The 24,780-nt window shown below is 47.3% G+C and carries 22 protein-coding genes; 3 read left to right on the top strand and 19 right to left on the bottom strand.

Features of this window, described 5'->3' with window-relative positions; all coding sequences use genetic code 11:
* Positions 1-657: a glutamic-type intramembrane protease PrsW gene (gene prsW, locus KNO78_RS02860; RefSeq protein ID WP_074037196.1), complete on the bottom strand. Its 657-nt coding sequence runs from the start codon at positions 655-657 to the stop codon at positions 1-3.
* Positions 658-764: 107 nt separating this feature from the next.
* Between prsW and KNO78_RS02855 the strand changes: the two genes are divergently transcribed.
* Both KNO78_RS02855 and KNO78_RS02850 read left to right on the top strand, forming a co-directional pair.
* The gene (locus KNO78_RS02855) at positions 765-1,736 is read left to right on the top strand and encodes an asparaginase (RefSeq protein ID WP_159562121.1); all 972 of its coding nucleotides are present in this window, start codon (positions 765-767) and stop codon (positions 1,734-1,736) included.
* A 51-nt stretch (positions 1,737-1,787) separates the two neighbouring features.
* A complete protein-coding gene (locus KNO78_RS02850) occupies positions 1,788-2,768 on the top strand; it encodes a YpdA family putative bacillithiol disulfide reductase (RefSeq protein WP_159562120.1) in 981 nt (326 codons plus the stop codon).
* Positions 2,769-2,807: 39 nt separating this feature from the next.
* Here the strand turns inward: KNO78_RS02850 and KNO78_RS02845 are convergent, their stop codons facing one another.
* From KNO78_RS02845 to KNO78_RS02815, 7 genes are all read right to left on the bottom strand, one after another.
* Positions 2,808-4,076: a Glu/Leu/Phe/Val family dehydrogenase gene (locus KNO78_RS02845; RefSeq protein WP_015881453.1), complete on the bottom strand. Its 1,269-nt coding sequence runs from the start codon at positions 4,074-4,076 to the stop codon at positions 2,808-2,810.
* 146 nt (positions 4,077-4,222) lie between these two features.
* Entirely contained in the window at positions 4,223-5,149 is a 927-nt protein-coding gene (locus KNO78_RS02840) for a D-alanine--D-alanine ligase (protein WP_214691038.1), read from the bottom strand.
* 96 nt (positions 5,150-5,245) lie between these two features.
* Positions 5,246-5,824, bottom strand: coding sequence for an adaptor protein MecA (locus tag KNO78_RS02835; RefSeq protein WP_074037201.1), 579 nt, complete (start codon positions 5,822-5,824; stop codon positions 5,246-5,248).
* 60 nt (positions 5,825-5,884) lie between these two features.
* The gene (locus tag KNO78_RS02830; RefSeq protein ID WP_214691039.1) at positions 5,885-6,748 is read right to left on the bottom strand and encodes a MerR family transcriptional regulator; all 864 of its coding nucleotides are present in this window, start codon (positions 6,746-6,748) and stop codon (positions 5,885-5,887) included.
* A gap of 129 nt (positions 6,749-6,877) precedes the next feature.
* Positions 6,878-7,078 carry a hypothetical protein gene (locus KNO78_RS02825; protein ID WP_015881449.1) on the bottom strand — a complete coding sequence of 67 codons (201 nt, stop codon included), beginning with the start codon at positions 7,076-7,078 and terminating at the stop codon, positions 6,878-6,880.
* A gap of 41 nt (positions 7,079-7,119) precedes the next feature.
* On the bottom strand, positions 7,120-8,547 hold the full coding sequence (locus tag KNO78_RS02820) for a RecQ family ATP-dependent DNA helicase (RefSeq protein ID WP_264092418.1): 1,428 nt from the start codon (positions 8,545-8,547) through the stop codon (positions 7,120-7,122).
* Complete coding sequence (locus tag KNO78_RS02815; protein WP_214691041.1) at positions 8,531-9,553, bottom strand: YpbB family protein; 1,023 nt, start codon at positions 9,551-9,553, stop codon at positions 8,531-8,533. Before KNO78_RS02815 ends, KNO78_RS02820 begins: the two co-directional genes overlap by 17 nt.
* A 142-nt stretch (positions 9,554-9,695) precedes the next feature.
* On the opposite strand from KNO78_RS02815, the gene KNO78_RS02810 reads away from it, so the two are divergent.
* Positions 9,696-9,944, top strand: a complete 249-nt coding sequence (locus KNO78_RS02810) for a ferredoxin (RefSeq protein ID WP_015881446.1) — start codon at positions 9,696-9,698, stop codon at positions 9,942-9,944.
* Positions 9,945-10,104: 160 nt separating this feature from the next.
* On the opposite strand, the gene KNO78_RS02805 is transcribed toward KNO78_RS02810, so the two are convergent.
* The 11 genes from KNO78_RS02805 to KNO78_RS02755 all read right to left on the bottom strand — a co-directional run bounded on the left by KNO78_RS02805 (position 10,105) and on the right by KNO78_RS02755 (position 24,736).
* Entirely contained in the window at positions 10,105-11,064 is a 960-nt protein-coding gene (locus KNO78_RS02805; RefSeq protein ID WP_214691042.1) for an ABC transporter permease, read from the bottom strand.
* The gene (locus tag KNO78_RS02800) at positions 11,061-12,125 is read right to left on the bottom strand and encodes an ABC transporter permease (protein ID WP_214691043.1); all 1,065 of its coding nucleotides are present in this window, start codon (positions 12,123-12,125) and stop codon (positions 11,061-11,063) included. The genes KNO78_RS02805 and KNO78_RS02800 overlap by 4 nt, the downstream gene beginning before the upstream one ends.
* Positions 12,122-13,648, bottom strand: coding sequence for an ABC transporter ATP-binding protein (locus KNO78_RS02795; RefSeq protein ID WP_214691044.1), 1,527 nt, complete (start codon positions 13,646-13,648; stop codon positions 12,122-12,124). Before KNO78_RS02795 ends, KNO78_RS02800 begins: the two co-directional genes overlap by 4 nt.
* 63 nt (positions 13,649-13,711) lie before the next feature.
* Positions 13,712-14,797 carry a BMP family lipoprotein gene (locus KNO78_RS02790; protein WP_078147920.1) on the bottom strand — a complete coding sequence of 362 codons (1,086 nt, stop codon included), beginning with the start codon at positions 14,795-14,797 and terminating at the stop codon, positions 13,712-13,714.
* A gap of 130 nt (positions 14,798-14,927) precedes the next feature.
* The gene (locus KNO78_RS02785) at positions 14,928-15,647 is read right to left on the bottom strand and encodes a GntR family transcriptional regulator (protein ID WP_078146731.1); all 720 of its coding nucleotides are present in this window, start codon (positions 15,645-15,647) and stop codon (positions 14,928-14,930) included.
* 402 nt (positions 15,648-16,049) lie between these two features.
* Entirely contained in the window at positions 16,050-18,242 is a 2,193-nt protein-coding gene (locus KNO78_RS02780; RefSeq protein ID WP_214691045.1) for an FtsK/SpoIIIE family DNA translocase, read from the bottom strand.
* A gap of 61 nt (positions 18,243-18,303) precedes the next feature.
* Entirely contained in the window at positions 18,304-19,971 is a 1,668-nt protein-coding gene (locus tag KNO78_RS02775; RefSeq protein WP_015881439.1) for a ribonuclease J, read from the bottom strand.
* Between the two features lie 95 nt (positions 19,972-20,066).
* Complete coding sequence (locus KNO78_RS02770) at positions 20,067-20,705, bottom strand: M15 family metallopeptidase (protein WP_260563679.1); 639 nt, start codon at positions 20,703-20,705, stop codon at positions 20,067-20,069.
* Positions 20,706-20,716: 11 nt separating this feature from the next.
* Positions 20,717-21,970 carry a lipid II:glycine glycyltransferase FemX gene (locus KNO78_RS02765; RefSeq protein ID WP_214691047.1) on the bottom strand — a complete coding sequence of 418 codons (1,254 nt, stop codon included), beginning with the start codon at positions 21,968-21,970 and terminating at the stop codon, positions 20,717-20,719.
* 3 nt (positions 21,971-21,973) lie between these two features.
* Complete coding sequence (locus KNO78_RS02760) at positions 21,974-23,467, bottom strand: UDP-N-acetylmuramoyl-L-alanyl-D-glutamate--2,6-diaminopimelate ligase (protein ID WP_230872800.1); 1,494 nt, start codon at positions 23,465-23,467, stop codon at positions 21,974-21,976.
* 51 nt (positions 23,468-23,518) lie between these two features.
* Positions 23,519-24,736 carry a M16 family metallopeptidase gene (locus tag KNO78_RS02755; protein WP_196430555.1) on the bottom strand — a complete coding sequence of 406 codons (1,218 nt, stop codon included), beginning with the start codon at positions 24,734-24,736 and terminating at the stop codon, positions 23,519-23,521.
* Between the last annotated feature and the right edge of the window lie 44 nt (positions 24,737-24,780).

Below are 24,780 nucleotides of genomic sequence, written 5' to 3'. Positions count from 1 at the left end.
TTATTTAAATTGTCGACGATTGGACAAGTTTGCCGCTCGCACGAGTAAAAGTGCCACGGTCCATAAAATGACGATATAAAGCACGGCAGGAAGCTTTTGATTCGGTTCGAGTATCAAAATCAAATCAAACGTTCCGTGGATGACCGTCGCAGAAAAGATTGCCATGAACAGCCAGAGCCGTTCTCGAATCGAATGCTTCGCTCGTCCTAAGCAGTACCCCATCACGACCGCGAACAAAGCGTGCCCGCTCACAGGCAGGATTGCTCGCCAAATCGCAATTTCTAATGAATCGTACACCCATAAGTATAAAAAATTCTCTAAAGTCGCAAAGCCTAATGAGCAGGCGACCGCATAGAGAATCCCGTCGTAGTAATCATCAAAGACTTTATGTATATATATTGTATAATAAATCATAAACCATTTAAAAAACTCTTCAAGCAGGGCAGTGGCGACATACGCCTGCCAAAACGGTCCAGTAAGCACTCCCTCTTCAACGAACGCATATTGGATAAACATGATCGGGAACACGAGAACGGCTCCGGCCACGAAAGAACGAATCACATATCCGAGCGGTTCTGCCTCCAACTCATGGCGTAGATAGAAGTAGGAAAGAAGGGCGAGCCCAGGTGCAACCGCAGACAAGGCGATTGCGATCATGATGCATCTCTCCTTTCTCTCCCTAGCATACACTGAATTGTCTGAAAGAAAAAGTAGAGAACGCCTAGAAAATGGAAATCTTCATAAAAATAATTAGGAGGACACTTATGAATCATTTATTACTGATCCACACCGGCGGTACTATCGCCATGTCACAATCCGGCACAGGACACGTCGAACCGAGCGATGTCAATCCAATCGACGCCACCCTTCCGAAAGCGACGGATATTGCTCACATTACAACAAAGCACTTTTCAAATATCCCGTCACCTCACATGACTCCAGAGAAGATGCTTGAATTGGCACAGTTCATCCAACGTGAACTGACACAAGACACGTATGACGGAGTCGTCATCACGCACGGTACCGATACATTAGAAGAGACGGCTTACTTCTTACAAATCACGCTCGGTGCGCCTGTCCCAATCGTGTTGACAGGAGCGATGCGGTCCTCGAACGAGGTCGGTTCGGACGGAGAATTTAATTTGATCACAGCGCTTCGCGTCGCAAAAAGCGAAGCGGCTCGTGGAAAAGGCGTGCTTGTCGTTTTCAACGGTGAGATTCATTCGGCATTTAACGTGACCAAAACGCACACGTCTTCAGTCGACACATTCAAGTCTGTGCACTTCGGTAACGTGGGTATGGTCACAAAGGACCATGTACTCATCTATAGTCAACCAGCAACGAGACAACCGAAAATGATTCCGTCCATCTCAAAACGTGTAGCCGTGTTGAAAGTCGTCGCAGGAATGGAACCAGATTTACTTGAATCTGTAATCACGCTTGGGTACGACGGACTCGTCCTTGAAGTGTTAGGGCAAGGAAACGTTCCACCGACCCTCTTGTCCGCACTAGAACATTTAGTCAAAGAGATTCCCGTCGTGATTGTCAGCCGTTGCTTCAACGGAATCGTTCAAGATGTTTACGGTTACGACGGGGGTGGCAAACAACTGAAAGAGATGGGTGTCATTTTTTCAAACGGATTGAATTCACAAAAAGCTCGTTTACGACTCCTCGTCGAACTCGAGTCCGGCTCATCCCAGTCAGTCATGGAACATAGCTTTAGCTTCCAGCAATAACCTTGCGCAACTGCGCCCCCTTCCCTACAATGAGCAAAGAGGTGATATTCAGTGAACAAACAAGCGATTATTGTAGGTGCCGGGCCATGCGGTCTCTCGGCCGCCATCGAACTGGAGAAGATCGGAGTCTCTTGTACGGTGATTGAGCGCGGAAATATCGTCGACGCCATCTATCGGTATCCGACGCATCAAACGTTCTTCTCTTCCGCGAGCTTGCTCGAGATCGGAGACATTCCGTTCATATGTAAGGATTTGAAGCCACGTCGTCAAGATGCACTCGTCTATTATCGAGAAGTCGTCACACGTACCGGTTTAAACGTCCACCCGTTCGAAACGGTCGAGTCGGTCGATAAAAAAAGTGACCGATTCGTTGTGACATCAAGACATGAACGACGTGGCGAAACCATTCGCGAAGCGGACTATGTGATTTTAGCAACAGGCTATTATGGACGTCCTCGTCTGCTTGACGTACCTGGCGAAACGTTGCCGCACGTCCATCACTATTTCAACGAGGCACATCCTTATTATCGACAACACGTCACGATCATCGGCGGGAAAAATTCCGCTGTCGATGCGGCAATCGAACTCGAAAAGGCTGGTGCCTTTGTGACGGTACTCTATCGAGGCGATTCGTATAGCCCTTCCGTCAAACCATGGGTTCTTCCAAACTTCGATTCACTCGTCCGTCATGAGAAAGTTCGAATGGAGTTTGAGGCGACAATCGAACGCATCACCGATGATGGCGTCTACTACCGGCAACACGGTGAAGAGAAGCATGTCTATGCAGATCATGTCTTCGCGATGACCGGTTATCAGCCCGACCACCATCTGTTCGAGAGTGCAGGCATTGTGATCGATGAAGAGAGTGGTGTCCCGACATACGATGAAGAAACGTTTGAAACAAATGTCGAACACCTCTTCATTGCGGGCGTGGTCGCAGCCGGAAACGATGCGAACAAGATCTTCATTGAGAACGGTAGATTCCACGGCAAGGCGATTGCCGATACGATTGCGAACCGCATTAACGTATAAAAAAGTTCGGTCAACTTGAGTTGACCGAACTTTTTTTGATTAGACCCAGCCACGGAAACGTGAGGCTTCCGCCATTTTGCGTACACCGACCATGTAGGCGGCGAGACGCATATCGACTTTACGGGCTGAAGATGTATTGTATACCGTATTGAACGAGTGAACGAGTACTTTTTCAAGTTTTTCCTCAACTTCTTCTTCCGTCCAATAGTAACCTTGGTTGTTTTGTACCCATTCGAAGTACGAAACCGTGACCCCACCACTTGACGCCAACACGTCCGGCACGAGGAGAATTCCACGTTCAGTCAAGATTTTCGTTGCTTCGTTCGTCGTCGGACCGTTGGCTGCCTCGACCACAATCGATGCTTTAATCGCGTCCGCATTGTCTTCTGTAATTTGATTCTCAATCGCAGCTGGGACTAAAATATCACAATCGAGCTCTAACATTTCTTTGTTCGAGATCGTGTTTTTAAATAATGTCGAAATCGTACCGAATGAATCGCGACGATCTAACAAATACGGGATATCGAGACCATTCTCATCATGGATAGCTCCGTAAGCGTCACTGACCGCAATCACTTTCGCCCCTGCATCGTACATGAATTTAGAAAGGAAACTTCCCGCGTTCCCGAATCCTTGGACGACGACCCGCGCACCTTTCAATTCGATTCCGCGACGAAGTGCCGCTTCACGAATCATGATGGCCACACCTTTTGCCGTCGCTGTCTCACGACCATGCGACCCGCCAAGAACGAGCGGTTTTCCTGTGATGAATCCAGGTGAGTTGAATTCATCGATGCGACTGTATTCATCCATCATCCATGCCATGATTTGTGAGTTTGTGAACACGTCCGGAGCCGGGATATCTTTTGTAGGTCCAACAATTTGACTGATGGCACGGACATATCCGCGACTCAAACGTTCGATTTCACGGAAACTCATCTCGCGTGGGTCACAGACGATTCCGCCTTTCCCACCACCGTAAGGCAAGTCTACGATTCCTGCTTTTAGACTCATCCATACTGATAATGCTTTGACTTCTACCTCCGTTACGCTCGGGTGGAACCGAATTCCCCCTTTAGTCGGTCCGACCGCATCATTATGTTGAGCGCGATAGCCTGTGAAGATCTTCGTTGAACCATCGTCCATGCGAACAGGGATCCGAACGGTCAGCATGCGAAGCGGTTCTTTTAATAACTCGTACATCTCATCTGGATAGCCGAGTTTATCTAAAGCTTCGTGAATTACCTCTTGTGTCGATTCCAAGATGTTTTTTCGTTTTTGATGACCTTTTTCTTGATCCGTAATCATGAAGGTTTCCTCCCCTAAATTGTCAATTCTCCCCCAAGAATTAACCTCGTATTCGTTTAAAAGTATAGCTGATACGCGTTCAATTTGAAAGGGCTTTTCAAAAATAATGAAAGCGTTTTCTTGATGGATGGCGTAATCCAGATGTCTTACTTCGCTACGCGCTCAAGTGCGAGCTCGATAAAGCGTTCCAAAAGCTCGCCGTACGAGATTCCGACTGTCTTGGCACTATCCGGAAACAGGCTAAGCGGCGTCATGCCCGGCAGAGTATTCGTCTCTAGAATGTAGGCTTTTCCCTCTTCTGAAACGAGGAAGTCAGAGCGCGAATATCCTGAACAACCGAGCGCGCGATGCGCAAGGACTGCCGCCTGTTGAACCTCCGCTGTCAGCTCGACCGAGATTTCAGCCGGACAGACATGAATCGAACCACCTTCCGTATACTTCGATTCATAGTCGTAAAATTCATTTTTTGGAATGATTTCAATGACAGGAAGAGCCTCTTCTTTCCCAAAGTTCCCGATGACGGGAACTGTCAGCTCTTTCCCTTTGATGTACTGCTCGACAAGTACCGCTGAATCACAAGCAAACGCCTTTTCAATTCCTTCACGTAACATCGTTTCGTCCATTGCAATCGTCAGACCATTCGATGATCCTTCTTGCGCTGGTTTGACGACACATGGGAACTCCATTCCCCACTCAGCGACTTTTGCATCGATTGATTCCCGTGACTCGATTAAGACGTCACGAGCGACTCGGATACCGGATGCCGCGAAGATGATTTTTGCTCTCGCTTTATCCATCGCCAGAGCAGATGCCAAGACACCTGATCCCGTATAAGGAATTCCAGCCATTTCTAATAACGATTGCACACGACCATCTTCACCATACTTCCCGTGCAACGCACTGACGACGACATCGACATCCAATGTTAACAGCTCGTTCGCCCGTTTCGGATGAAAGTCAATGGCCGTGACCTCATGACCACGTTCCGTCAACGCTTCTATCATCCCTTGCCCGCTCGTGAGAGATACCTCTCGTTCTCCTGACACTCCACCATATAAAACAGCGACTTTCATTCCAATCTCTCCTTCAACTAGCTACTGAAAATTCAAGTCTAATCATAACACGGACACCCTAAAAACAATAGGAACAGAAAAGTAAAAAAGCCGTACTCATGCGAATGCATCGTACAGCTCTTTCACGGCTTGTTCAGTTTGAATCGTCTTTCCGTATTCCATCATGACGTACGGACTGACCGTAGTCGTCTTGCCGTACTCGGACAAAATGGCCGCGAGTCGTTCTTCTACCTGCGAAGGAAGAACCTCAACGAAGTGAAGGTAGTAATGACCGTTGTAATGATAAAGCGTGCCACCCTGCTCGGTTTCATGTATATGCGGGAAAAGACGAATCGAAGCGTTGATCACATCTTCAATGTCCTCGAACTGATAAATCAAATGATGGATTACATCAATCGTTAATCGAATCTCGACCTGCTCGACATCGAGCTCAGCAATCGCTTCACCTTTTTGAACATCGATGACGAGTCCATCGCGAGGGAACATTGTCACATTCAAATCAACCGCTCCTTGCGGTGAAAATCCGTACTCACTTTCTGCTGTTTCAAGTAGTTCTTTCCACAGTTGTTGACCGTTTTCCCCTACGATCGTATCGATGGCGATTCCACGTAACGATAGCTCATTCGCAGTCACATATACACGAAGATGTTCTTTTGTTTGTTTTTCAAATCTCAATCGAAAACCTCCAGTGAATAGTCAATCCTAATAATAAGCTACTCCCGTTTTCATCCCGTGTCAAATAGTTGATAACCATTTTGTCCACTCTTCAGGAGCGTCGCCAAGAAATGACCCATTGAATCGCTCTCTCTCCAAGCTGACTGCATATCCACCTGCACCGATTTTTAATTCAGCATGCTCGTTTTGAATATAATCCATCGCCTCTAACAAGTTCGGAATATGCTCAGTCAGCGTACATGCGAAGATGAGACAAGAAGTGTCGATATCATGTAACGCTTTACTCAAATCTTCTTTCGGGAAACCCGCTCCCAAAAAGATGACATCGTATCCATGTTGTCGCAAATAGAGCGTGACAAACAATAATCCGATCTCATGCATCTCCCCGGGTGCACAGACACACGTGATACGTGGCAGGAACGGGTTCATCGGCATTTGAAGGGACAGCGTCGAAAGCCGTGCTCGTAAAAATGCCGTGGCGAAATGCTCGTGGGCAATCGTAATCGAGCCATTCTCCCATCGTGAACCGATTTCCATGAGCAGTGGCCCAATCACATCCTTCGTCACTTTTTCAAAACTGAACGTATTAAACGCACGATTGATCAAATCATGAGCTGTCCGTTCATCAAATGAGAGCAACGCATGGAGCAGCCCGTCTTTCAATTCTTCATCGTATAGTTTGGCCGTTGTCGGTTCTGGTTCAGGCGCTTGATGAAGTTGTTGAATGGCTTGTGAGACAGAAAGCCCTTCTTTCTGCTTGTTCACGACCCATTTGATTTTTTCAACATCCTGATCTGAATACAGGCGGTGACCGGATTCCGTTCGGCTCGGCACGATAAACTGATAGCGACGTTCCCAAGCGCGAATGGTCGTCGGATTGACGCCTGTCAAGGTCGCCACGGTCTTGATGGAGTATTTCGGCATCTCCGCCCTCCTCTCTTACTCGTTCTTATGATATAAGTATATCCTCAACGCAAGAGGTTTACCCCTTTTATTGTGCAATCGAGAATTTTTTAAGAATAAAAAAAGATGCGAACTCTGTTCGCACCTCGTTTAAAATATGGCGTGTCGCCCGATATATATGAAAATGAGAATAATCGCTAGCATGGCGAAGGTTAATGTCATCGCCAACGGGCGCTTCATCCAGTTATCATTTAACTTCCTCTTCCGTTCGCCCTCTTGCCTCTCAGCTCGAGACGGCAACGTGTCCGCCAATTGCTCGCGTAAAGAATCCGCCTGATTCCGATGTCGCAACGTATGCCCTCCTTTACCTTTTTTATCATTTTACTATGATATTATTCAAAGGAAAAGATTTGCGTCAACCGAATTTTCCATTCTGTCACATTTTTTCGGACGATTTGCGGTGTATCCGGGAACGGAATCGGCCCACAAACATCACAGCATTCTTCTTGGTCGACCGTTTGTTCGGAGAAATAACGAAGCAAGTAATCGCGTCGGCATGTCCGGATGAGGGCATAATCCATCATCTGCCCGAGTTGACGATACCGATCTCGCTTTCTTTCTTTTACCCAATCGAGGGCTTCTTGAAGCGAACGTTCTGTCAACAATTGCTTCAGCAGGAGAAACTTCGGGTCTTCTTCGTTCATCCGTAACAACCTTGGTAGTTGCGCGAGCGACGTCCCGTTCTCACGTTCAAAATAGGCTAGTCGCATGTCCTCGTCTTTCGGGTACTGTCCGTCGATTAAAAATTGCTGGATGCGTTCGTCGCCATCAGCATATAGAAGGACCGCGAATGCGGGTTGTCCGTCACGCCCCGCTCGTCCGATTTCCTGCATGTATGCCTCAACTGTTGCCGGCAACTGAAAATGAACGACAGAACGGACGTTGTCTTTGTTCACACCCATCCCGAACGCACTCGTGCATACCATGACCGACACTTCGTCCCGTAAAAACTGGGACTGCACGAGTCGCCTGTCTTCCGTAGACATGCCTCCATGGTAAAACAATGCATCCTCTAGCTCAAAGGCTAACGCCTCTGCCTCGCGACGGGTCGCCGTGTAAACGACTGCAGGTTTGGGAATCACTTGAATCAACTCTTTCAATCGCTCAAGTTTCTTCTCCTTTTCCAACCGTTCAACCAACAATCGGATTTCCGGACGATTGGCAGAGTGGACGAATTGTTCAGGTGAGAACAGTGCCAGCTTTTCAATGATGTCCTGTTTCACGCCTTCTGGCGCCGTCGCCGTGACCGCCATACACTGGGGGCTCCCAATCTGTTTTCGCAACTCACCTAAACGCGCATACTCAGGACGGAACTCATGCCCCCATTGTGAGATACAGTGCGCCTCGTCAATGACGAGCATTTGAATTTTCACATTCGCCAGAGCACGCGTCACATAAGGAACGGCCAATTGTTCGGGTGAAAGATATAAAAAACGGTAACGTTTCAAATGGTTGATGATGTCCTGCTTCTCTTCAGCCGATTCCATCGACGTCAAACGAGCGACACCACGCTCTCCCCGTTCTCGTATATGAAGCATCTGGTCCTCAATGAGTGAGAGTAACGGCGAAACAATCACCGTGAGCCCTTGATTTTTAATATAAGAAGGGAGTTGGAACGTCAGCGATTTCCCCGCCCCCGTCGGCATGACGGCCAATACATCCTGCCCTTCGATCACGGCATGTATGATGTCGTGTTGCCCAGGACGAAACGATTCATACCCGAACACTCGTTTTAATGTCGCTTCATACAAAACTCTCACCTCGTTTCAGTCTGGCGAAGACGAGTCGAATTTGAAAATAACTGACACGCCCCATTTTCTCAAATATCGGTTTGAGCGCCCAGCTATCCGGATGCCGCAACTCTTCAATCGTGACCACATCCTCCATCGGTACAAATTGTTCGAGCGGGAAGACTTCTAAATACATCGCCATCTCGACGACATGGTCTTCAATCGTACTCGTACGTAAACGCCGTTTCGCTTGAACCTGTTGGAACGTGTACCCCTTTAAGAACAATTCATATGACTCACGTGCTGAATAAGTCATCCGGTCCGTCGATAAGCCGTACGTAAACCCCCGTAGTTTGGCATCATCCGGCAAGACCATCAACAGTTCGTTCCATCCGGCCAAAAAATACAAACGAGCCGTTTCGGCATCAACATGAAGCAGGCTGGCGATTTGTTCATATGTCAAACCCGTCTCAAACGCTCCTGTGAATCGATAGACGACGGCCGTCGCATACGGGTCCCCGATTTGTTCAAGTGCTTGTTCAATCTCTTGATGAAACGTTCGCATGAGCGCTTTCCAATCCCGATCAAGATGTAACAACTGCTTGACCCATTGCTCTGCTGGACGATCGGCTTGTACAGGATAAAATGTACGGGCGTGTTCTTTTGACATGAACGTCTGCACGAACAAACTCAAGCGTTTCCATGTGGTCGCGTTATAATCACGGCGTTCCCCGCCCAACCGCTTGAATAGTTGCTCAACCGATTCAGGTGAAGCTAGTAGTTCTCCCGCCTCTGTCAATCTAAATCGTTTACGATCGAGCCATCCTCGTTTTTCAATTTGTTTTAGCACAGACTCGTATGAATAAGCCGTCTGCGGAAACTGTCCAAAAAGAGGCTCCAACTCGTAAAAAAATGCGTCCTGTAGCGTTGTGGCCGAACGCTTTCCATTCAGGACATGGTAGAGACTTCGCTCACTCCGTTCTCCATTTAATCGTTTAATGGCCAGCAGTAGAACTCCATCCGCTAAATGAACCAAATCGTCACTTCCTTAAAAAAATCATTATCCTACCAAAAAGACGCTCGTTTCCTCATTGAAATAATTGGGTATGTAGACTACAATTACTCATAGTCAGTAGAATGATTTCTAAGAGAAACGAACCGTTTGGAGGGTTATTATCATGGCAAAATTTACAATCGTCGATAAAGATACATGTATCGCATGCGGAGCTTGCGGCGCGGCAGCACCAGATATTTACGATTATGATGATGAAGGTCTTGCGTTCAACTTAATGGATGACAACACAGGTACTGTTGAAATCCCAGATGAGTTATACGAAGACATGATGGATGCATTCGAGGGTTGTCCGACAGACTCGATCAAAGTAGCGGACGAGTCGTTCGACGGGGACGCTTTAAAATTCGAATAATCGTGAAAGACATATCGGTCCTTTGACCGATATGTCTTTTTTATGTTTCTCGCATGTAACCTAGTCTAATCATGACATCTCTAGGCAAGTATATCAAAAAAGGTTGTTTGGCTTAAGCACCAAACAACCTGGATGAAATGGACATATGTCCTATCTCGAATTAACGTTTCCCTTTAATATAAGGAATACCGACCGACTTCGGCGCATCCGCACGACCAACGAGTCCAGCGAGAGCAAGAATCGTGAGCGCGTATGGCGCAATCAAGAGCAAGAGCTGCGGCACGTTGTTGATGACCGGCAAGTTGCTTCCGATAATCGAAAGGGCTTGAGCGAATCCAAAGAACAATCCGGCACCAAGCGCACCGAGCGGATTCCATTTACCGAAAATCATTGCGGCAATCGCCAAGAATCCTTGACCAACGATTGTCGTTCCACTGAAGTTCGTCGTGACCGTTACAGCATAAACCGCTCCGGCAAGACCACCAAACGCACCAGAGAGCATGACGCCCATGAAGCGCATTTTCGTGACGTTGATTCCCATCGTATCAGCGGCCATCGGATGTTCCCCTACCGAACGAAGACGAAGTCCAAACGGTGTCTTGAAGATGACGAACCAGACGACGAACGCCAAGGCGATTGCAACGAACGACGTGTACTGAACGTTAATAAAGAACATCTTTAACACGGGAATATCTGATAAAAAGGGTACATTCTCTTTTGCGATCCGGTACTCGATAAAGTCCGTCTGTCCTTTGTTGTAAAGAACACGCACGACGAAGATGGCGAGACCGATGGCGAGCATGTTGATGGCAACCCCGAGAACCGTCTGGTCCGCACGCCAAAGGATGGCAGGAACGGCCAAGAAGAGGGAGAACAAAGCGCCGACTACCATAGCGACAAACAAGGCAATCCATGGGCTAGAGGCGCCAACACCTAAATCAGTCAAGGTGAGCGTCGTGATGATTCCTGTCGCGGCACCGATGACCATGATTCCTTCAAGGGCGATGTTGACGACACCAGAACGTTCACTGAAAATTCCACCAAGTGCTGCGATAATGAGTGGAGTCGCATAGGCAAGCGCAACCGGTACGACGATATAAAGGACTTCTAAGAAGTTCATTTTTTCTCCACTCCTTTCTTACGATTTCCTTTAAGTTTCTCAACGACATAGTTGATCGCATATCCAGACGCTACAAAGATGACGATGGCTGCGATGATGACTTTGACAAGCTCTGACGGTACGTTCGCACCAAGTTGCATCGCCAATCCGCCGATGTTCAACCCTGCGAAGAGAATCGCTGCTAAAATGACTCCAATCGCGGTGTTCGCACCAAGAAGGGCAACGGCGATCCCGTCAAATCCGACACCGGTGAACGATGCCGAGAGGGTCATACTACCGAATGTTCCAAGACCCTCCATCGCACCTGCGAGACCAGCGAACATACCGGAGATGACGAACGACAGGACGATGTTACGGTTGACGCTCATCCCTGCGTACTGTGATGCATGTTTGTTGAATCCAACGGCACGTAACTCATAACCGAGTGTCGTACGTTGAAGGATGTAGTAGTACACGATTGCTGCAAGCACAGCGACAAGCACACCCCAGTGAAGACGTGAATACGTCGTCAACTCTTGGAGCCATGGCGAAGCAAGTGACGCTGAATCGTTGATTGACTCCGTACGCTCGTTCGTTACGCCGATGACGTTACGTAAAATCGCGTTTGTCGTGTATAAGGCAATATAGTTCATCATGATAGACGTAATGACTTCATGAACATAAAACTTCGCTTTCAAGAACCCAGGAACGAACGCCCAAATTGCTGCTGCAACCATTGCCGCTAGAAGTGCGAGCGGTAAATGGATAAACATCGGCAAGTCGAAGTTAATTCCTACATAGACGGCTGCGACCCACCCAATTAACACTTGTCCTTCTACCCCGATGTTGAATAGCCCTGTACGGAAGGCGAACGCAACCGCAAGACCTGAGAAAATAAGTGGGGCTGCAGCACGCAATGTTTCACCGACGGCATACGGACTACCGAACATGCCTTCAAATAACGAGATAAACCCTTGAACCGGGTCGTATCCACCAATCAACATGACGATAGCACCGACGAGTAGTCCTAAAATGATGGATAGGAATGGAATGAGAAGTTGGTTTAAACTTAATTTTTTCATTCTGTTTCGTCCCCTCTCTTACCGCCGGCCATCAAGAAGCCTAGCTCTTGCTCCGTCGTCTCTTTCGGATCACGAATCCCTACAATTTTTCCTTCGTAGAGAACAGCGATACGGTCGGATACGTGTAAAATCTCATCAAGTTCAAACGAGATGAGTAAGACGGCGCGTCCTTTTTCACGTTCTTTAATAAGCTGCTCGTGAATAAATTCAATCGCACCTACGTCGAGACCACGAGTCGGTTGAGCGGCGATGAGTAAATCTGGTGAACGATCGACTTCACGTGCAATGATTGCTTTCTGTTGGTTCCCTCCCGAGAGAGCACGCGCTGGAACATCAATTGATGGAGTTCGGACGTCAAACTTCTCAATCAACGCCTTCGCCTTCTCAGCCACAGCTTTATAGTTCATGAGACCTCGTTTCGAGAACGGTTCTTTATAGTACGTTTGAAGTACCATGTTGTCACGAATCGAGTAGTCAAGAACAAGTCCGTGTTTATGACGATCTTGCGGGATGTGTCCGATCCCTGCCTCGGTCATCTTACGCGGCGTGTGTCCTGTGACATCTTTTCCGTTGAGCAACACTTTACCAGACTCCGGCTTTTTCAAACCTGAAATGGCTTCAATCAACTCCGTCTGACCATTCCCGTCAATCCCGGCAATTCCAAGTACTTCTCCAGCACGAATCTGTAAATCCAATCCTTCAACGACTTTCAAACCGCGACCATCTTTGACGACGAGGTTTTGAACGTCCAGAACGACTTGTTGTGGATCGGCTTTCGAATATTCTGCATCAAAGTTTACTTCGCGACCAACCATCATTTCAGCTAAACTGTCTTCATTTACCGTCTCGTCGACCTCGACCGTTCCAATGTAGCGTCCACGACGAATGACAGTACAGCGGTCCGCAACTTGCATGATTTCCTTCAGCTTGTGCGTAATCAAGATGATCGACTTACCTTCAGCAATCAGACGTTTCATAATTTGGATAAGTTCTTGAATCTCTTGTGGTGTCAACACTGCCGTCGGTTCATCAAAAATCAGAATATCTGCTCCACGATAGAGCGTCTTCAAGATTTCAACACGTTGTTGCATGCCGACTGAAATATCTTCAATCTTCGCATCCGGATCAATTCTAAGTCCGTATTGCTCCGAAATCTCCATGACCTTCTTCCGAGCAGTGGCGCGATCGATTGTGATGCCACTCTTTGGCTCAAGACCAAGAATGATATTTTCAGTGACCGTGAATTTTTCAACCAACATAAAGTGTTGATGGACCATTCCGATCCCAAGTTCGTTGGCGATGTTCGGATTTTCAATATTCACTTTCTTTCCGTGTACGCGAATCTCTCCGCCTTCAGGCTGATAGAGACCAAACAACACGTTCATGAGCGTCGATTTCCCGGCCCCGTTTTCTCCTAAAAGTGCATGGATTTCTCCTTTACGCAATTGGAGCGTGATATTGTCGTTCGCAACGAACGTACCGAACTCTTTTCGAATATTTAGCATTTCAATTACATATTCCAAGGAAGTTCACCCCTAACTTTAAGTAAAGGGAGACCACATGGGTCCCCCCTCAACTCAAACAAATTATTTTACGTTTTTCATGAACTCTTCGAACTCAGCGTCAGTTGCTGGTGCAACAACATCACCATCGATGATTTGTTGACGATACTCATCAACTTTAGTGAGCACGTCTGCAGCAACGTTTTCTTCAGAAGTTGGTGCGATTCCTACACCTTCATCTTTAAGTGAGAATTCAACCACTTCACCAGCTGGGAACTTACCGTCCATTGCCATTTTCGACACTTCGAGTGTCGCTGTATCTACACGTTTAACCATTGACGTAAGAGTAACGTTCTCTGGAAGACCTTCTTCGTACTGGTCACGGTCAACCCCGATGACCCAAACTTCTTCACCGTTTTTCTTACGGTTTTTCGCTTCAGTGAATACACCTACACCTGTACCACCAGCTGCATGATAGATGATATCAGATCCTGATCCATACATACCTGACGCAATTGCAGTTCCTTTTTCAGCTGAGTTGAAGTCTTCAGCATATTTTACGTCGATTGTCGCATCAGGGTTTACAGCCATGACACCAGCTTTAAATCCATTTTCAAACTTCTTGATCAAGTCTGATTCTACTCCACCGATGAAACCAACTTTATCAGTCGTCGTTGTAAGACCAGCTACTACACCTACGAGGAATGAACCTTCTTGTTCCTTAAACGTGATTGAAGCAACGTTCGGTGCATCTACAACCGAGTCAACGATTGCAAAGTTGTTATCAGGGAATTGTTCTGCAACTTTTCCGATATCCTCTGCCATCAAGAAACCGATTCCGTAGATCAAATCAAATTGATCACGTGCCAATTGTTGCAAGTTAGGCTGATAGTCTGCTTGTTTTGCTGATTGAAGATATTTATATCCTTCGTTTTCAGTTAAGCTATTTTCTTCACCAAACTTTTTCAAACCTTCCCAAGCTGATTGGTTGAATGACTTGTCATCAACACCACCAGTATCCGTGACCATTGCAACTTTGAAGTCGCTACCTTCTCCGCCTTCACCGTTTGAAGATGAGCCTTCGTTGTCATCTCCACCGCATGCTGCGAGTACTGTAGAGAGTGTGAGTCCTGCTGCTAAAGCTGAGAGAATCGTTTTCTTTTTGTTCATCATCGTCGTGTTTCCCCTTTCGGTTCATAACAATTTTTGTTGTCATGTTATCAGTAGTCTTTACACCGGTATAAGAAAGCGCTTTCACGCTATTCCCCAAAAATAACTCTTCCGTCCAGAAACTGCTCGTTTAAACTCGTTTACGTACGACATGGAAGTCGAATCGATCAGCACGGAAAAAGTTGGCCGAATCGAGTAATGGTAAATCACTCTCATCATAATGCAATTGTTTTAAAGCGAGTAACGGTTGGTCCGTCTGAAGTTGTGACGAGATTTCAGCGCTGACACTCGGTTCGATGTGCGTGATCGCATAAGCGACTCGACGTCCTACCTCTTTTTCGAGAGAATCAAACAAAGATTTCCCTTCAGTCAATGCCTCAGGATTCGAGACGAGATGGGCCGGCACTTTATCGACACAATACACAACCGGTGTGTCGTCCGCATATCGAATTCGTACAATTCGATAAATCGGTGAGTTCGGCTCAATCTTGAGACGCTCGGCTTCTCTCTCTGTTGCCAACACTTTCTCGGCCACCAATACTTTCGTTCCTGGTGTCATCTTTGCTCGTGTGATCATGTCAGTGACACTGAACAATTCTTCAATTCCTGACGTGAATGGCGGTTTAGAACTGATAAATGTTCCTACCCCATGCTTTCGCACGACAAATTTCTCATCTTCGAGAATCCGGAGCGCTTCGCGAAGTGTCGCTCGACTGACTCCAAGTTGCTTCGAAAGTTCAAATTCTGAAGGTAACTTCTCCCCTTCACGATAGACACCAGCGTCGATATCTTGCTTAATTTTCTCAATCACTCGAAGATAGAGCAATCGATGATCGAGCTTAATCGACATTGGCCTCACCACCTTTAATTTACTTACCAGTGCTCAGACATCTGACGTATGAATGTCCTTGCCAATATTAAGTATAGGGATTCGAGAATTAGAACGCAATAGTTTTTGTTCGGAATCAGGGAAATATTTTTTCGGAACATGCCGAACCGTACCTTTGAGTCCAATTTACTCATTTTCATCCCCATTGAAAAACTTTTGTAAAATGTAAACGTTATTAAAAAATGTAAGCGTTTCAGTAGTTTTTAAAAGTATGTACTAATTCAGTATATAGGACATATGTGCTATATTACATTTATATTATAGCGAACATCTAAGGATAGAGCGAATATTTCTATATCGTATAAATAGCATTAAAAAACGAACGATTATATATACTGATATATAATCGTTCGTTTTTTATTATTATTCTGTTTGCTCTTGAATGAGTACTTTCCTCGGTTTCGAACCTTCTGATGGACCGACATACCCGGCTTCCTCAAGTGAGTCAATCAAACGGGCGGCACGATTATACCCGATTCGGAATCTGCGTTGAATCATCGAAGTTGATGCCGTTTCTTGTGTCATGACGAATTGCACGACTTCTCCGAACAATGAATCATCCGAATCAATCGTCGTCACTTCCTCTTCTTTTGGCATCATCGCTTCCACATATTGCGCACGTTGTTGCGCGATGACATGATTGACGACCGTCTCGACTTCTTGATCGGAGACGAATGCACCTTGTACACGGACCGGCTTGTTCATTCCGTTTGCAAGCATCAACATGTCACCGCGTCCAAGCAACTTTTCCGCCCCGCCACCATCAAGGATGGTCCTTGAATCGGTTTGAGAAGAGACGGCAAAGGCGATGCGGGACGGAATGTTCGCCTTGATGACTCCTGTGATGACGTCGACAGATGGGCGCTGTGTCGCGAGGACCATATGAATACCCGCAGCCCGTGCCATTTGTGCAAGTCGCATGATGGCATCTTCGACATCATTTGATGCCACCATCATCAAGTCCGCCAATTCATCGACGATTACGACGATGAACGGTAAACGTTTCGCATCCTCGTCATCCGACTGATCGACGAGTTCATTGTAACCTTCGATATTGCGAACTCCATATCGACTAAACAGTTCATACCGCCGTTCCATTTCTGCGACGACCTGCTTCAGTGCCTGGGCGGCTTTTTTCGGATCCGTGACGACCGGTGTCAACAGGTGTGGCACTCCGTTATAGACGTTCAACTCGACCATCTTCGGATCAATCATCATGAGTCGGACCTCATCCGGACGAGAACGCATCAAGAGTGACACGATCATGCCGTTGATACAGACAGATTTACCTGATCCTGTCGATCCTGCAACAAGCAAATGCGGCATTTTATTGAGAGAGATCCCAACCGTCTCGCCACTGATACTCCGACCGAGTGCGACGAGCAACTTCGAGTCATCTTGTTTCACCGGCTCCGCTTCCAGTACTTCACGTAAGCATACCGGTGCGACCTCCTGGTTCGGCACTTCAATACCAATAGCGGCTTTACCCGGAATCGGAGCTTCAATCCGAATATCTTTTGCAGCGAGCGCCAATGCCAAATCATCACTTAATGAGGTGATGCGACTGACTTTCACACCGATATCCGGTTGTAGTTCATATTTTGTGACGGTTGGACCAAGGTGAATCTTTAACACTTTGACACCGACCCCGAATGACTTAAGCGTCTTTACAAGTTTGGATGCATTTTCTTTCAATCGTGCATTCTCACCAGACAAATCCGTAATGACGGGCTCTTTCAAATTCGAGAATGGCGGAAGCTCGTATGTATCCGAGACATCTTGGGCCGCAGTCATCATCATCTCCTCGGTCGTGATTGTGGAATCGACTTCCGAGGAATCCGTTCGAGGTTGATCTTCCGTCTCTCTTTTTTCTGCTACGACTTTCTCACTAAATCCGACGATTGGAATGTCTTGCATCGTGACCACGTCTGACTCTACTTCCGGGTCCGATTGCGCTTCCGTTAATTTTGGACGAGGTGAGGTCTTGCGCGTTCGTTTCGCCTCTTGCTGCTTCTCCACTTTCGGTCTGGCTCGCCATTCGTTTCTGACTGCTGTGACGGATTCCTGCATGCGATGAAAGAGTGTCCCCCAAATAGTCGGGGCATAAAACGAGACACCGACGAGGAAGCAGACGATCCCTAAAAAGATAATCCCGAAGTCTGAGAATAAATATTGGTTCAAGTTATAGAAAGTGGCATTGATGCCGCCCCTTGCCTCTCCCCAAAGTAAGTCCCCGAATAGTAAGAATGAGGCGAGCATTGCGAATAATCCCGCTCGTCGCATCGGTTTCATCGGAGTGAGAACAATCCATAACCACACAGCCATCATCAAGTAAGTGAGCGCACCCCATCCTCCAAAAAGATAGACGGATAAATCAGATAACTGTTTACCGATCCACCCTAAATCAAAAAAGGCAAATACGAATGCGACGATGGCGAGGACAAAGAATCCCCACCCATATGTACGTGGCGCAATCGGTTGTTTTTTACGGTTCCTCGTATTTCGCGTCGCTGGGCGCTTTCGCTTTACGGGAGTCTTTCTTGTTTTTTGAGCCACATCAGTTCCTCCTAAAAAAAGAAGGCAAAAGTCAGATGACTTTTGCCTCACTCTCATTCCATTAAATCTCCATAATGATCGGCAAGATCATCGGACGACGTTTCGTCTGCTCGAATAAGAAGACGCTAAGTCGCTCGCGGATATTTGATTTCAATTCGGTCCAATCACTGCCAGCCTGCAGACTCTTTTCAATCTGTTTCGTGACAATACGGTTTGCCTCTGAAATCATTTCCTCCGATTCGCGCATGTACACGAAACCACGTGAGATGAGTTCAGGTCCTGAAATCAATTTCTTCTGTTTCCGATTCAACGTGACCACGCAGAGGACAACTCCATCTTGTGACAACAAACGACGGTCCCGTAAGACGATGTTTCCAACGTCCCCAACACCGATTCCGTCAATCAAGACGTTACCTGCAGGGACTTTTCGGCTCATGCGGGCTTTTCGACCTGTGAACTCAACGACGTCACCTTTTTCAACGATGAAGATGTTGTTCGGTTTGACACCCACTTGTTCTGCGAGTTTCGAGTGTGCCATCTGCATACGATATTCGCCGTGAATCGGTAAGAAGTACTTCGGTTTGACAAGGTTGAGCATCAACTTCAATTCTTCCGCTGAACCGTGTCCAGATACGTGGACTTTTCGCTGATTATAAATGACGTTCGCACCCGAACGGAACAATAAGTCAATCGTTTTAGAAACCGACTTCTCATTCCCTGGAATCGGTGTCGCCGCAATGACGACCGTGTCATTCAATCGAATGTTGACTTGCTTGTGGGCATTACGTGCCATGCGAGTCAACGCCGCCATCGGCTCCCCTTGCGAACCTGTCGTTAAAATGACGACCTTGTTATCCGGTAGACGGTTAACTTGGGACAACTCAACGAGAGTCTTCGCCTTGAAGCGCAAGTAGTTTAATTTTTGCGCAACTTCGACGATGTTGACCATACTACGACCGACGACCGCGACTTTACGATCATTCGCTTCTGCTGCTGCAAATACTTGTTGCAAGCGATGGACGTTCGAGGCGAATGATGCCACGATAACCCGACCTTCCGCTTGATAGATGACATCGTTCAATTCAGCTCCAACGATTGACTCTGAACCGGTTTGCCCCGGTCGCTCGGCGTTCGTCGAGTCGGAAAGAAGCGCAAGAACGCCACGTTGTCCGATTGCTGCTAATTTATTGAAGTCAGATTGTTTACCATCGACAGGCGTGTAATCAAACTTGAAGTCTCCGGTATGGACGATCGCACCTTGAGACGTTTGAATACATACGCCGACGCAGTCGGGAATCGAGTGATTGACGCGGAAAAACGTGATGAAATGATCAGCGATAGTCAATTTCGTTTTGGCATCAATCATGCGAAGGTCGACTTCTTTCAACAAACCGGCCTCTTTTAATTTCAATTCAATCAACCCGAGGGTCAATTTCGTCCCGTAAACTGGGACGTGTTTCAAGTCGCGTAAGACGTAGCTGAGTCCACCGATATGGTCTTCGTGACCATGGGTGATGAAAATCGCCCGTACACGATCTTTATTTTCTTTTAAGTATGTGATGTCTGGGATGACGATATCAATCCCGAGCATCTCATCGCCTGGAAACATTAGACCGGCATCGATGACGAAGATGTCGTCGTCTAGTTCCACGACGTACATGTTCTTCCCGATTTCGCCTACGCCTCCAAGCGCAAAGACGCTAATATTCTCTGTCTTCTTTTTTGACACTAACAAAAACCTCCTAAATGATTCATATTCTGTTTCGTCCCCTTATCGCTACTGAATATTGTAGCGGAAAACGGCTTCATTGCCAACATTTCCGTTTAATCTAATAGAGGTTTTAGTGCATCGGCAAGAGGTGCCGTCTCTTCTTTGTCAGGTCGTTTCCCTGCAACAAGTTGACGAATCGACAAACCGAAGTCCATCTGGAGGTGAGGATAGTCCGGGAATGAGTTCCAGTCTCCGCCCCATTCAAACCCGAGCGCCTTCCCTAACTCCCCGAGTTCTTGCCAGTCAGGAATGTCATTCCGATTACGATCCGTATTCAGGTCATAGTCGGTCTTATTGTTATGGATGATGACGAAATCCACAGCAAGACCGTAGTTATGATAGCTCTGACCCGCCTTAGCATTGGTCACCACTTGCCCGGGTTCAGACCGTCCTTGCGCATACAGTGCATTCTGTTCCTTGGCAGAACGGTATCCAGAAGTGAGGCGTACTTCAAGGTCTAGACAAGAATGGGCTAATCGAATGAACGATTCTCCCCGATTGGCGACTAACGGATGCAACCGGTCAAAATCAATCTTCGACCTTGTCAAGATCGCATTTTCTTCCTCCACGTCCCGCACACACATATCCGCTTCAAACGTCGGTTCATCTACCCAAGGCACCGGTTCCGGTTGCATATAAAAGTAAGCGAGCGTAATGCCAATCAGAAAGGCGATCATTGCAAGAGATAACACGCCTGTCCACCTCATCTTCTTAACCGTTTACGCAGTCCTTTTAAGAGTGGCAATCCTTTTTCGAGAGCCATATACAAAGGACGATTCAAGACGAGGTCGAATTCCCCGACCTTTTCAATCATGTCGCTTCCCCATCCCGATTTGAATGCGTATAGACCAGCATACTCATCATCCGGGTCCGTACTTCCTGATACCCCGCCGAAATCGTATCGCTCGGCGCCACTCTCTTTGGCCGCCTGCATCATCGTCCACTGCATCAAGTGGTTCGGCATAAATTCACGGAATTCATTTGACGAGGCTCCGTATAAGTAATAAGAGCGCCGTCCTGCGAGTGTCAACAGACCACCTGATAAGACGAGCCCGTTCGGATAGGTCTGATCAAGTTCGACCAGCTCAGGGAGGGCTTGCTCCGCTTTCTGAATTTGTGCTTCCGTCTGTTCCTTGCGGTTCAAAAGACTGTTACGCTTCTTCTCAATCGTTTCTTTCTCAAGACCCCGTTCAATCTTCGCCAACTCTTTCTTCGCTTTTTCTAGCGTTGCCTGTTGCTGTTCGAGTGCGATTTTCGGTTCGAGGGTTGTCAAGAAGAGACGGGCATCGTTCGGTTGCAGACAATCGTATAGGTTCTCAAAATAATCGAGCCCTCGCGTAGCGAATCCGTCACGTTCCCCTGTTACTTTCATCAAATCGGCGAACGTTTTGAGTCCGTCACGACCGACCTCCTTGCAGACAATTCCCTTTTTCTCCGCGAGGCGGACGTTGTAGCGGAACTTATGATGGAATTTCGTAAAAATATCTTTCTCACTCGGGCGCAAATCCGTTTCCATGGTAAAACGAGGTTGGGCGTAATCAAATCCACCGCCATATCCCTTATGTTTAAACCCGATGGCAGCCATTTCGGTCAATAGCCCTGGCATCTCATCGCGATCAATGTTTGGATCGATTTTTACGACGATGGCTTTATGTGCCACCGCGACACGTCTCGCTTCTTTCACGAGCGCCTGCAGCGATGCCAAATCTTCGTAGTCCACGACAAATCCGCGTGGGGCATAACACAATGTGTATGGTAATTTCGGGACACGTTTAAACAAAAGTAAAGCGACACCGGACGTCACGCCGTCTCGCGCAACCGCGACACGTTCTGAAGTCCAGCCATTTTGGCGCTTCACATCTCCCCAACTCGATAGTTGCAACAAATCTCCACGGTCGTGTGTTTTGACGAAGTCGTCATGTTCTTTTTCTGTCAACGTAATTGGTTGTACTGCCATAAATCATGCTTCCTCCGTATTCAAAATGGTCGCTCGTACAATCGCCTCTTCGTCGAGCGGCAATTTTTCATTTCCGATAATTTGGTACTTTTCGTGCCCTTTCCCTGCTAGCACGATGATGTTGTCCGGTTTCGCTAAACGGGCCGCATAACGGACCGCTTCTTCTCGATCCCCGATTTCAACAAAGTTGTCATGGGTCATCCCGGCCGCAATCCCTTTTGTAATGGACTCATACGCTTCGAATCGTGGATCATCTGTCGTGATGATGACGGTACCGGCATAGGACGAAGCCATCTCGCCCATTGCCGGACGTTTTGTGACGTCACGGTTTCCACCTGTCCCAATCAAAAAGATAATCTTTTCTTTTGGTACGCCGACGAGCGACTTCAGACACTGTTCGATGCCATCAGGTGTATGAGCATAGTCCGCATATACGTTGTAACCTGGGACGTCTAAACGTTGCATCCGTCCCTTGGCCGGATGAATCATCTCAAGTGCTTTTGCAATTCGCTCAAGCGAGTAACCGGCAGCGAGAAGACAACCCGTCGCCAACAATAGATTGTACACGTTGAAACGACCGATGAACTGGACCGTTACCGGAAGTTTTGCGCCTTGGTAATTCAATGTAAAGCTGGTCTGAGACAACGTCTGTTCAATGTCCGTTGCCATCAAGTCTGCTTGCGCATCAATCCCATATGTTATTACTTTCGCACCGGTCATCGTCTCATAAAGAGGCGTTTGTGCATCGTCCGCGTTCAAGACGGCTACTTTTCCACGTGAGGCCATTTGACCGAGTTGAGCGAACAATAACCCTTTTGCACGTGCATAGTTTTCAAACGTTCCATGAAAATCTAGGTGATCGTGTGTCAAGTTCGTGAAGCCCACGATGTCAAAATCAGTTCCGATGACACGTCCGAGCTCAAGACCGTGTGAGGACACTTCCATCATCACGTCCGTCACGCCCTCATCACGCATTTGTGCCAACAACTGTTGAAGTTCTGAACTTTGAGGCGTCGTATTTTTACTTGGAACGATTTTATCGTTGATGCGTACTTCAACGGTCCCAATCAAACCGGTCGAATGACCGAGGACATCGAGGACGTCTCGTAAAATCGTCGTCGTCGTCGTTTTCCCATTCGTTCCCGTGATCCCGAACAGTCGCATCTGTTCAGATGGATACGCATAAAAGGCCGAAGCCAACAACCCGATTGAACGCGAGCTGTCACGCACAATCAAGTTTGGCACTGACAGGTCGAGCGGTCGTTCGCTAACGACTGCCACCGCGCCTCGCGCTACCGCTTGTGCCGCATATTCATGCCCATCGACCGTATAGCCTTTGATGGCGACAAACAGCGTTCCCGGCACAACTTCTCGCGAGTCCGTCGTCACATGCGTCACGACGATGCCTTCTAGATTTGGTTGATTAATTAGTTGTATCGTCTTCACTAAATCCGTTAAGTTCAAGTCTTTCCCTTCTTTCACCTGTATCCTATCCAAACTAAAGAATACCTCTTAATCAGTGTAGAGAACTTACAATTCGGTTTCAAGTCACGCTTCGTTTGGGAGGACATATGACTTCGCCGGGCGATGGTTCAACACCTCACGAATCAATGCATTGACCTCATCGCGTTCAATCCGTTCTACTTTCTCAATCACTTGTTCAATCGGCTCGACTTCGTCGAGCAATAGCAAGTTCCGTCCGTTCCGGTTCATGCGGGCACTCGAACTTTCATTCCCGAGGGCGATCGACCCTTTCAATTGTCGCTTGCCTTTGTCTACTTCCTCAGCAGTCAAACCTTCTGCGACAAGTCGCTTCATCTCTCTCTCAAGGATGACTTCGACTTGTTCTAACGTATCCGGTGACGTACCGACATAAATGGTAAACGTACCGTGATCGGAAAACGTCGTGTAGTAAGAGTAAATGGAATAAGCTAACCCTTCTTCTTCACGGATGGACTGGAATAAACGCGAAGACATCGTCGCGCCGATTGCGTTGTTCATCAATGCCAAGTGAGGCAAACGGTCATCCGTCGCGGGAATCGCTTCGTAGTTCCAGCAGAGGTGGGCTTGCTCCGTTTCTTTTTGTTTCGACAATGTGTCATGGAACAGTTCCGGTTGATTGATTTCTTTCGACGATTCCCTAGAAGGGATGTGAGCAAACCTACGTTTTACCGCCTCAATCAATTCTTCAGAAACATGACCTGCAATCGAGACGACAATTTGCTCGGCCGTATACTGTTCCTGTAAGTATTCGACGAGCTGGTCACGTGTCAATCGATTGACACTCTCCTCCGTCCCTAAAATAGGTTGAGCGAGGATATCGTCACGATACGCCGCAATGGCCAATAGTTCATGAACGAGATCTTCCGGCGTGTCCTCATACATTTTAATTTCTTCCACAACGACACGCTTTTCTTTTTCCAACTCCTGTGCATCGAGCACCGACTCAAACAGCATATCTGTCAGTACGTCGAGCGCCATGATCGCGTGTTCATCGAGCGTCTTCACATAAAAGCATGTATGGTCTTTCGAGGTGAATGCGTTGACGCTTCCACCGAGCTCATCGAAAAAGGAAGCAATCTCTTTTGCGCTTTTTGATGCGGTGCCCTTGAACAGCATATGTTCAATCAAATGGCTGATGCCGATGTTCTCAAAAGTTTCTGTACGTGTTCCGGCTTTAATGAATACCCCGGTTGAGGTGCTGAGTGAACCATCGATTGGTTCGATGATGATTCGAACACCGTTCTCTAGTGTCATCCATTCCATATTCTCACTCCTATGAAAAAGGCCATCGCACCAAGACGATGGCC

Source organism: Exiguobacterium sp. s132, from assembly GCF_018617235.1.
Taxonomy (GTDB): Bacteria; Bacillota; Bacilli; order Exiguobacteriales; family Exiguobacteriaceae; genus Exiguobacterium; species Exiguobacterium profundum.
Note: the sequence above shows the minus strand (reverse complement) of the source record. Positions and strands in the feature narration are given on the sequence as shown.

What these genes read in the sequence shown, in the direction of transcription:
- prsW (WP_074037196.1), bottom strand. Translation starts at nt 657, where the DNA reads ATGATCGCAATCGCCTTGTCTGCGGTTGCACCTGGGCTCGCCCTTCTT.
- KNO78_RS02855 (WP_159562121.1), top strand. Translation starts at nt 765, where the DNA reads ATGAATCATTTATTACTGATCCACACCGGCGGTACTATCGCCATGTCA.
- KNO78_RS02845 (WP_015881453.1), bottom strand. Translation starts at nt 4,076, where the DNA reads ATGATTACGGATCAAGAAAAAGGTCATCAAAAACGAAAAAACATCTTG.
- KNO78_RS02840 (WP_214691038.1), bottom strand. Translation starts at nt 5,149, where the DNA reads ATGAAAGTCGCTGTTTTATATGGTGGAGTGTCAGGAGAACGAGAGGTA.
- KNO78_RS02830 (WP_214691039.1), bottom strand. Translation starts at nt 6,748, where the DNA reads ATGCCGAAATACTCCATCAAGACCGTGGCGACCTTGACAGGCGTCAAT.
- KNO78_RS02810 (WP_015881446.1), top strand. Translation starts at nt 9,696, where the DNA reads ATGGCAAAATTTACAATCGTCGATAAAGATACATGTATCGCATGCGGA.
- KNO78_RS02805 (WP_214691042.1), bottom strand. Translation starts at nt 11,064, where the DNA reads ATGAACTTCTTAGAAGTCCTTTATATCGTCGTACCGGTTGCGCTTGCC.
- KNO78_RS02800 (WP_214691043.1), bottom strand. Translation starts at nt 12,125, where the DNA reads ATGAAAAAATTAAGTTTAAACCAACTTCTCATTCCATTCCTATCCATC.
- KNO78_RS02790 (WP_078147920.1), bottom strand. Translation starts at nt 14,797, where the DNA reads ATGAACAAAAAGAAAACGATTCTCTCAGCTTTAGCAGCAGGACTCACA.
- KNO78_RS02785 (WP_078146731.1), bottom strand. Translation starts at nt 15,647, where the DNA reads ATGTCGATTAAGCTCGATCATCGATTGCTCTATCTTCGAGTGATTGAG.
- KNO78_RS02765 (WP_214691047.1), bottom strand. Translation starts at nt 21,970, where the DNA reads ATGGCAGTACAACCAATTACGTTGACAGAAAAAGAACATGACGACTTC.
- KNO78_RS02755 (WP_196430555.1), bottom strand. Translation starts at nt 24,736, where the DNA reads ATGGAATGGATGACACTAGAGAACGGTGTTCGAATCATCATCGAACCA.